4 protein-coding genes are annotated in these 6,850 nt (G+C 39.0%); 2 read left to right on the forward strand and 2 right to left on the reverse strand.

Annotated elements, in window-relative coordinates:
- Nucleotides 1–110 precede the first annotated feature (110 nt).
- Nucleotides 111–1,976: an ABC-F family ATP-binding cassette domain-containing protein gene (locus I6U49_RS03190; protein ID WP_198627539.1), complete on the reverse strand. Its 1,866-nt coding sequence runs from the start codon at nt 1,974–1,976 to the stop codon at nt 111–113.
- A 163-nt stretch (nt 1,977–2,139) separates the two neighbouring features.
- On the opposite strand from I6U49_RS03190, the gene I6U49_RS03195 reads away from it, so the two are divergent.
- Together I6U49_RS03195 and I6U49_RS03200 are read left to right on the forward strand one after the other, a co-directional pair.
- On the forward strand, nt 2,140–2,937 hold the full coding sequence (locus I6U49_RS03195) for a polysaccharide biosynthesis/export family protein (RefSeq protein WP_193710442.1): 798 nt from the start codon (nt 2,140–2,142) through the stop codon (nt 2,935–2,937).
- A complete protein-coding gene (locus tag I6U49_RS03200) occupies nt 2,938–5,409 on the forward strand; it encodes a polysaccharide biosynthesis tyrosine autokinase (RefSeq protein WP_198627540.1) in 2,472 nt (823 codons plus the stop codon).
- 114 nt (nt 5,410–5,523) lie between these two features.
- Here I6U49_RS03200 and I6U49_RS03205 read toward each other — a convergent pair whose 3' ends face one another.
- On the reverse strand, nt 5,524–6,789 hold the full coding sequence (locus tag I6U49_RS03205) for an IS256 family transposase (RefSeq protein ID WP_262894938.1): 1,266 nt from the start codon (nt 6,787–6,789) through the stop codon (nt 5,524–5,526).
- Nucleotides 6,790–6,850 lie beyond the last annotated feature (61 nt).

Here is a 6,850-nt window from a genome sequence, read left to right on the forward strand (position 1 = left end):
TCTAACTAAAAATACAAGATCTTTCAAACACCAAACACCAAACACCAAATACCAAACACCAAACACCAAACATCAAACACCAAACACCAAACAAACAACAAACACTGAATCTACTCCATCTTCGCCCCAAGTTCAAACCAACGTTCGGTTTTGGTTTCTATGGCGTCATCTATCTCCTGGAGTTTTATAGAGTTTTCTTTAATTTCATCCGGATTGAGGTTTTCCAGGAATTTTTGCTGAAATTTCTCTTTTTGTTTTTCTAGTTTTGCGATTTCCTTTTCTAATTTTCCAAACTCTTTTTGCTCATTATAACTCAGTTTTGTACCTGAACTGCTCTTTTTCCAGTCTTTTTTGGTACTCTCGGTTTCTGAGCTTTCTTCCCTGGCTTCTGCAATAGCACTGTTTTCATATTCCCTATAATCGGTGTAATTCCCCGGGAAATCCTGAATTTCGGCATTGCCCTGAAACACGAACAGGTGGTCTACGATTTTATCCATAAAATACCGGTCGTGAGAGACCACCAGTAAACAGCCCGGAAAGTCTAATAGAAAGCTTTCCAGTACGTTTAAAGTAACAATATCCAGGTCGTTGGTAGGCTCATCCAGAATTAGAAAGTTTGGATTTTGGATAAGTACAGTACATAAATAAAGGCGCTTTCGCTCTCCTCCACTTAATTTCTCAACAAAATCGTATTGTTTTTTTCTGTCGAATAAAAAGCGTTCCAGCAGTTGTTGAGCCGAAATTTGCCGCCCTTTTTTAAGCGGAATATAGTCTCCAAACTCCCTGATTACTTCAATAACTTTTTGGCCCGGTTTAATATTAATTCCAGACTGGGTGTAATAACCAAACTTGATGGTTTCTCCAATCACTACTTTTCCACTATCGGGTTTAATTCCTCCGGTAAGAATGTTTAAGAAAGTAGATTTACCGGTACCATTTTTTCCGATAATACCAATACGTTCTCCACGTTTAAAATTATAGCTAAAATTTTCCAGTAGTTGTTTGTCCTGAAAAGACTTGCCAATATTGTGAAGTTCTACAATTTTGCTGCCCAGGCGCTCCATGTTTAATTCTAGCTGCACTTCGTGGTCCTGGCGGCGTTTATGGGCTCGTTCTTTAATTTCCTGAAAATCGTCTATTCTAGATTTAGATTTAGTGGTACGCGCCTTGGGTTGGCGTCTCATCCAGGTTAGCTCTTTTTTATAAAGCTGTTTTGCTTTTTCGGTATTGGTGGCTTCCAGTGCCATCCTGGCATCTTTTTTATCCAAATAATACCCATAGTTTCCTTTGTAAGTATAAAGTTGCCCGTGGTCTAATTCTACAATTTCATTACAAACCCTTTCCAGGAAATACCTGTCGTGGGTAACCATAAAAATGGTAAAATTTTCTTTCTTAAAATATTCCTCCAGCCACTCAATCATATCTAAATCAAGATGGTTGGTGGGCTCATCCATAATAATGAAATTGGGTTTTTGAAGTAACATCACCGTAAGGGCAAGTCGCTTTTTTTGTCCGCCCGACAGATGTTTTACTTCTTTAGAGAGGTCGTCTAATTTTAGTTTGAACAAAATCTGCTTGTACTGGGTTTCAAAATCCCAGGCTTGTGCAGCGTCCATTTCTTCAAAGGCTTTTTGGTAAGCTTCTGTATCATCGGGGTTTTTAAGCGCTTTTTCGTAGCGGTTTATAATCTTTAGAATCTCATTATCTGAAGAAAATATAGTTTCTTCAATGCTTAAGTTTGGATCTAAGTTGGGTTCCTGTGGAAGAAAGGCCGTGGTAATATCTTTCCTATACACTACTTTACCTGCATCTGGAGAATCAAACCCGGCCAAGATATTTAGGAGGGAGGTTTTTCCGGTTCCGTTTTTCGCGATAAACCCTACTTTTTGTCCTTCGTTGATTCCAAAAGAGATATCTTCAAATAATACGCGTTCGCCGTAGGCTTTGGCAATATTTTCTACACTTAAATAATTCACAGACTTGAGTTTTGTGCAAAATAAAAGGAAAATTGCGACTTAATTTTATTATTGGCCTACAAAAACTATATTTGTTAAAACTATCTAAATTAAGATGATAACTCCTTGCATAGATGTGTATTGGTGAATTTAAATTATCTTGATGTCCCGAATCAATAGCAAAATGCTGAAAAGATACACCTTCATTTTAATCTTACTGGCGGCGTTTTTAAGTTTCTCGTCGTGTATTTCTACTAAAAAAACCACTTATCTTCAGGATAAAGAGAAAACAATGGATAGTATTATCCAGGTACATCAATTAAAAAAACCATATCGAATTCAAACAGGGGATCTTTTAAGTATTCGGGTGAAAGCCCTGGACCAGGAGTTGGTAGGAATGTTTAATCCGGTAGGGGAGGCCAATAATAATGCAACTACCGAAGAAAAAGTTTATTTTGATGGGTTTACGGTAGATGAACATGGTAATATTCGTGTACCTACCCTGGGGGAAGTAAACGTTCTGGGATATACCGAAAGGGAAATACGGGAAAAAATTGAGCAACTGCTACTGGAAAATTATTTTAAAGAAGAAGCCAACCTTTTTGTTACGGTAAAACTCGCCGGAATTAGATATACCACGCTTGGGGAAATTGGAACCGGAAGCCAGGTGATTTACAAAGAAAAAGTGACCATTATGGAAGCGGTGGCCAATGCCGGCGGTATTTCTGAATATGGAGATATGGAAAATGTAAAGATTATTAGGCAATACCCGTATGGAGAGGAAATTCATAAGATAGATCTCACTGATATTGATGCTACCAAAAGCGAATATTATTATATTCAACCCAACGATCTTATTTTGGTGAACGCTTTGCCGCAAAAGGCGCTGGGGTTGGGAACCACCGGATTAGAAATATTTAGAACTGGAGTTACCATATTATCTTTTGTAACCACAACCATCTTATTATTTAGCAGGATTTAAATGGCACACGAAGACGATCATATTTCAGATGTTGGCTCAACCTTCGATTTTAAAGGTTTTGTGTTAAAAGTTATCAGTTACTGGAAGCTTATTTTGCTTTCGGTAGGGATTAGTTTGGCGGTTGCTTATTATAATAATGTTCGGAAATTACCGGTGTACAGGCTGGGAAATTCTATTTCTATAAAAGACGATCAAAACCCTTTTTTTACCAGTAATACCAGTTTAACTTTTAACTGGGGAGGAACTTCAGATAAGGTAAATACTGCCATGACGATCTTAAGGTCACGCTCCCATAACGAAGAGGTGGTAGAAGAGCTTCAATTTTATACCCAGTACTTAAAAGATGGCGAATATCAGCGTATAGATGCCTATGGGAGTACTCCTTTTAAAGTAATTGCAGATACGGCTAGGGCCCAGGCTACTAATGTAAGTATGACCATCACATTTTTAGATTCGCTAACCTATAATTTAAAAGCAAAAGTACCCGGTAATTTAAGCCTTCAAAATTATAAAACGAAAGAAAAAACATTCCGGGAAGTAGATGCCAAAGAGTTTAATAAGAATTACAAATCGGGGGAAAAAGTAAAATTACCTTTTTTTAACGGTACTATTGTTCGGGTAGATCAGCCGTTACAGGCCGGTACTCCTTTTTATGTGAGTTTTATGAATTTCGATTCGGCTGTAGGGAGGTATCGTAATGTAAATGTGAGTCCGGAATCCCAGGGTTCTTCGGTGTTAAGAATGAATCAAACCGGGGGGAATAAAGCCAGGCTTGTAGATTATTTAAATGGAACCGTACGAGTGCTTAGCGAAAATATGCTGGCTCGTAAAAACCTGTTTGCCACTAAAACCATTCGGTTTATAGATTCCAGTTTAGCGGTACAATCGGAAGCCCTGAAGTTGGTAGAAGCAGAGCTGAACCAGTTTAGAAATGAAAATGCCATTATGGATATTTCTGCGGAAAGCTCTAAACTTTCCAATAAACTTTCAACTTTAGACCTAAGAAAAGAAGAGATTAGAAGGCAGATTTCTTATTACGAAACTTTAAGAAATTACCTTGAAACCCGAAACGATTATTCTAATGTGCCCGCCCCTTCGGTAGCCGGTATTTCAGAAGGAAGTATTTCCAGTGGGGTTTCGCGAATTATTGCATTGGCGGAAGAAAGAAGCAATTACCAGTATTCACTAAAAGAAAATTCGCCTGTTTTTGACGATATAGACCGACAAATAAATTCGGTTAAATCTATTTTGCTAGAGAACATTAGTTCTTCCAAAGGCTTGTTACGAGAAGAACAATTGGATATTAATCGGCAAATAGCGCAACTGGAGGCTGAAATTAGCAAGCTACCGCAGGAAGAACAGGATTTACTAAAAATTGAGCGGCGGTATAGTTTAAACGAAAAATCTTACAATATGTTCCTTGAGAAAAGGAGCGAGGCGGGGCTTATTAAGGCGGCGAATGTAAGTGATGTAATGGTGATCGATTCAGCTAAGGATACAGGCGGAGGTCAAATTGGCCCCAACACGCAGTTGAATTATGTGATGGCCGTATTGGTGGGTGGGGTGATTCCTTTAACCTTTGTGTTTCTGTTGGTTTTTCTAAATACCAACATCCATAATGCCCAGGAAGTAACACGTTTATCACCCATTCCTATTTTGGGAATGATAGGAAAAAGTAAGATCGACTCGAATTTAGTTGTTTTTAACAATCCAAAATCATCTATTTCTGAAGGTTTTAGGGGCTTGCGTTCCAGTCTTCAATTTATGTATAAAAAACAGGGGGTTACAGGTTCTAAAACCCTGCTTATTACCTCATCGGTTTCAGGGGAAGGAAAAACTTTTTGTGCCATGAACCTGGCTACGGTTTTTGCCTTGAGTGAGCGAAAAACGGTATTGGTGGGAGTGGATTTAAGAAAACCTAAGATTTTTGACGATTTTCAGCTGAATAACGATCTGGGAGTGGTGAATTATTTAATTGACCAGGCAAGTACCGATGAAATTATTCAGCAAAGTAAAATTCCTTATCTCGATGTGATTACTGCCGGGCCCGTACCACCCAACCCTTCAGAATTATTGATCAATGAACAGATGGATAAGCTGATGGAAGAATTAAAACAAAAATACGATTATATTATTCTTGATACACCGCCAATTGGGATGGTGGCCGATGCTTTAAACCTGGTAAAACACGCCGATGCCACAATATACCTAATACGCCAGGATTATACCAAACGCGGAATGCTGGAGTCTATTAACGAGAAATATGGCAAAGGTGAAATTAAAAACATCAGCTTTGTATTAAACCATTTTGTACACCGTGCCAAATATGGTTATGGCTATGGCTATGGCTACGGTTATGGGTACGGCTATGGCTACGGATACAACCGTTATTCTAAAGGCTACGTAGAAAAATCTGATCCCACCCGAAAACTTAAACGTTGGTGGAAAAAAGCAATGCGGAATTTTGAGTAGTTGGTCAAGAGTGAAAGGTGAAGAGTGAAGAGAATTAAATGCGGAAAGATGAATCATAAAGATCTGGATGTTTGGAAAAGGGGTATGGATTTGGTGGAGGAGAGGGTCTGTAAATTAAACTCTGTCTGATGTTTCAATTCCTCTGGGGCTAGCCCCAGAGGAATTGGCGTTTATGTCCAGCGGTATCCGGTCTCCAAATTTAATATAAAATTGCTGAATCGTAAGGCTCCAATTATGCAAAGGAGCGGTCCATTTCTTCTCAATGTTTCGTGTGGCCAGGTAGACTAGCTTTAGCAGCGACATATCAGTGGTGAAAGCACCCTTGGTTTTGGTAACTTTCCGGATTTGCCGATGGAAGCCCTCTACGGCATTAGTGGTGTAAATAATCTTCCTAATGGGTTCTGTATACTCAAAATACTGGGATAGCTGTTCCCAGTTACGCTGCCAACTTTCAATAACTACAGGATATTTATTACCCCATTTCCCTTCCAGGTTCAATAGCTCATCTTCGGCTACATCTTTAGTGACAGCCCTATAGACCTTTTTCAGGTCTTTCATAAACTCTTTTTGATCTTTAGAGGCAATATACTTCAATGAATTACGGATTTGGTGTACAATACAAAGCTGAACCTGAGCCTTTGGATAAACGCTTAAGATGGCTTGTGTAAAGCCTTTGAGATTATCTGTACAGGCTATTAAGATATCCTGTAATCCACGGTTATGAAGGTCGGTTAAAACCTGTAGCCAGAAATTAGCACCTTCGCTCTCAGAGATATACATCCCCAGGATTTCCTTTTTCCCTTCTTTGGTAATACCCAGGATGTTATAAAGTGCTTTGTGGGCAATCTTTCCATCCACTTTAACTTTATAATGCATGGCATCAAGCCAAACAATACAGTAAAGGGGTTCTAAAGGACGACTTTGCCAGGCTTTGATATCAGGAATGATCTGATCGGTGATCTGGCTTAAAACCGTATGGGAAATATCGGTATCGTACATTTCTTTGATATGACCCGAGATGTCACGGTAGCTCATTCCAAGTCCATAAAGACCGATAATTTTTTCTGAAAGATTATCAGCCAGAATCGTCTGTCGCTTTTTAACCAGTTCCGGTTGGAAGCTACTTTGACGGTCTTCAGGGGTTTCAATGTCAAAAGAGCCAAAGCCACTTTTAAGCTTTTTCTTTCCCTTGCCATTGCGTTTATTCCCTTTGGAGCGTTCATCACTACTTAGATGAGAGTCCATCTCTGCCTGAAGGGCCTTCTCAATAACGTTCTTGAGCATCGGTGCAAAAGCACCGTCTGCACCAAAAAGGCTTTTGCCTGACATGAACTGGTCAAGCACCTTTTTCTCGAATTCTTGTTGTTCTTTTGTTGCCATAATTCTGTATGAATGAAATTAATAAATAATTCAATTCAGACAGAGTTTATTTTACACTCTC

It is taken from the genome of Salegentibacter maritimus (assembly GCF_016236915.1).
In the GTDB taxonomy this organism is placed as follows: domain Bacteria; phylum Bacteroidota; class Bacteroidia; order Flavobacteriales; family Flavobacteriaceae; genus Salegentibacter; species Salegentibacter maritimus.

Excerpts from the sequence above, each read along its gene's own strand:
- I6U49_RS03195 (WP_193710442.1), top strand. The coding sequence starts at position 2,140 with ATGCTGAAAAGATACACCTTCATTTTAATCTTACTGGCGGCGTTTTTA.
- I6U49_RS03205 (WP_262894938.1), bottom strand. The coding sequence starts at position 6,789 with ATGGCAACAAAAGAACAACAAGAATTCGAGAAAAAGGTGCTTGACCAG.
- I6U49_RS03200 (WP_198627540.1), top strand. The coding sequence starts at position 2,938 with ATGGCACACGAAGACGATCATATTTCAGATGTTGGCTCAACCTTCGAT.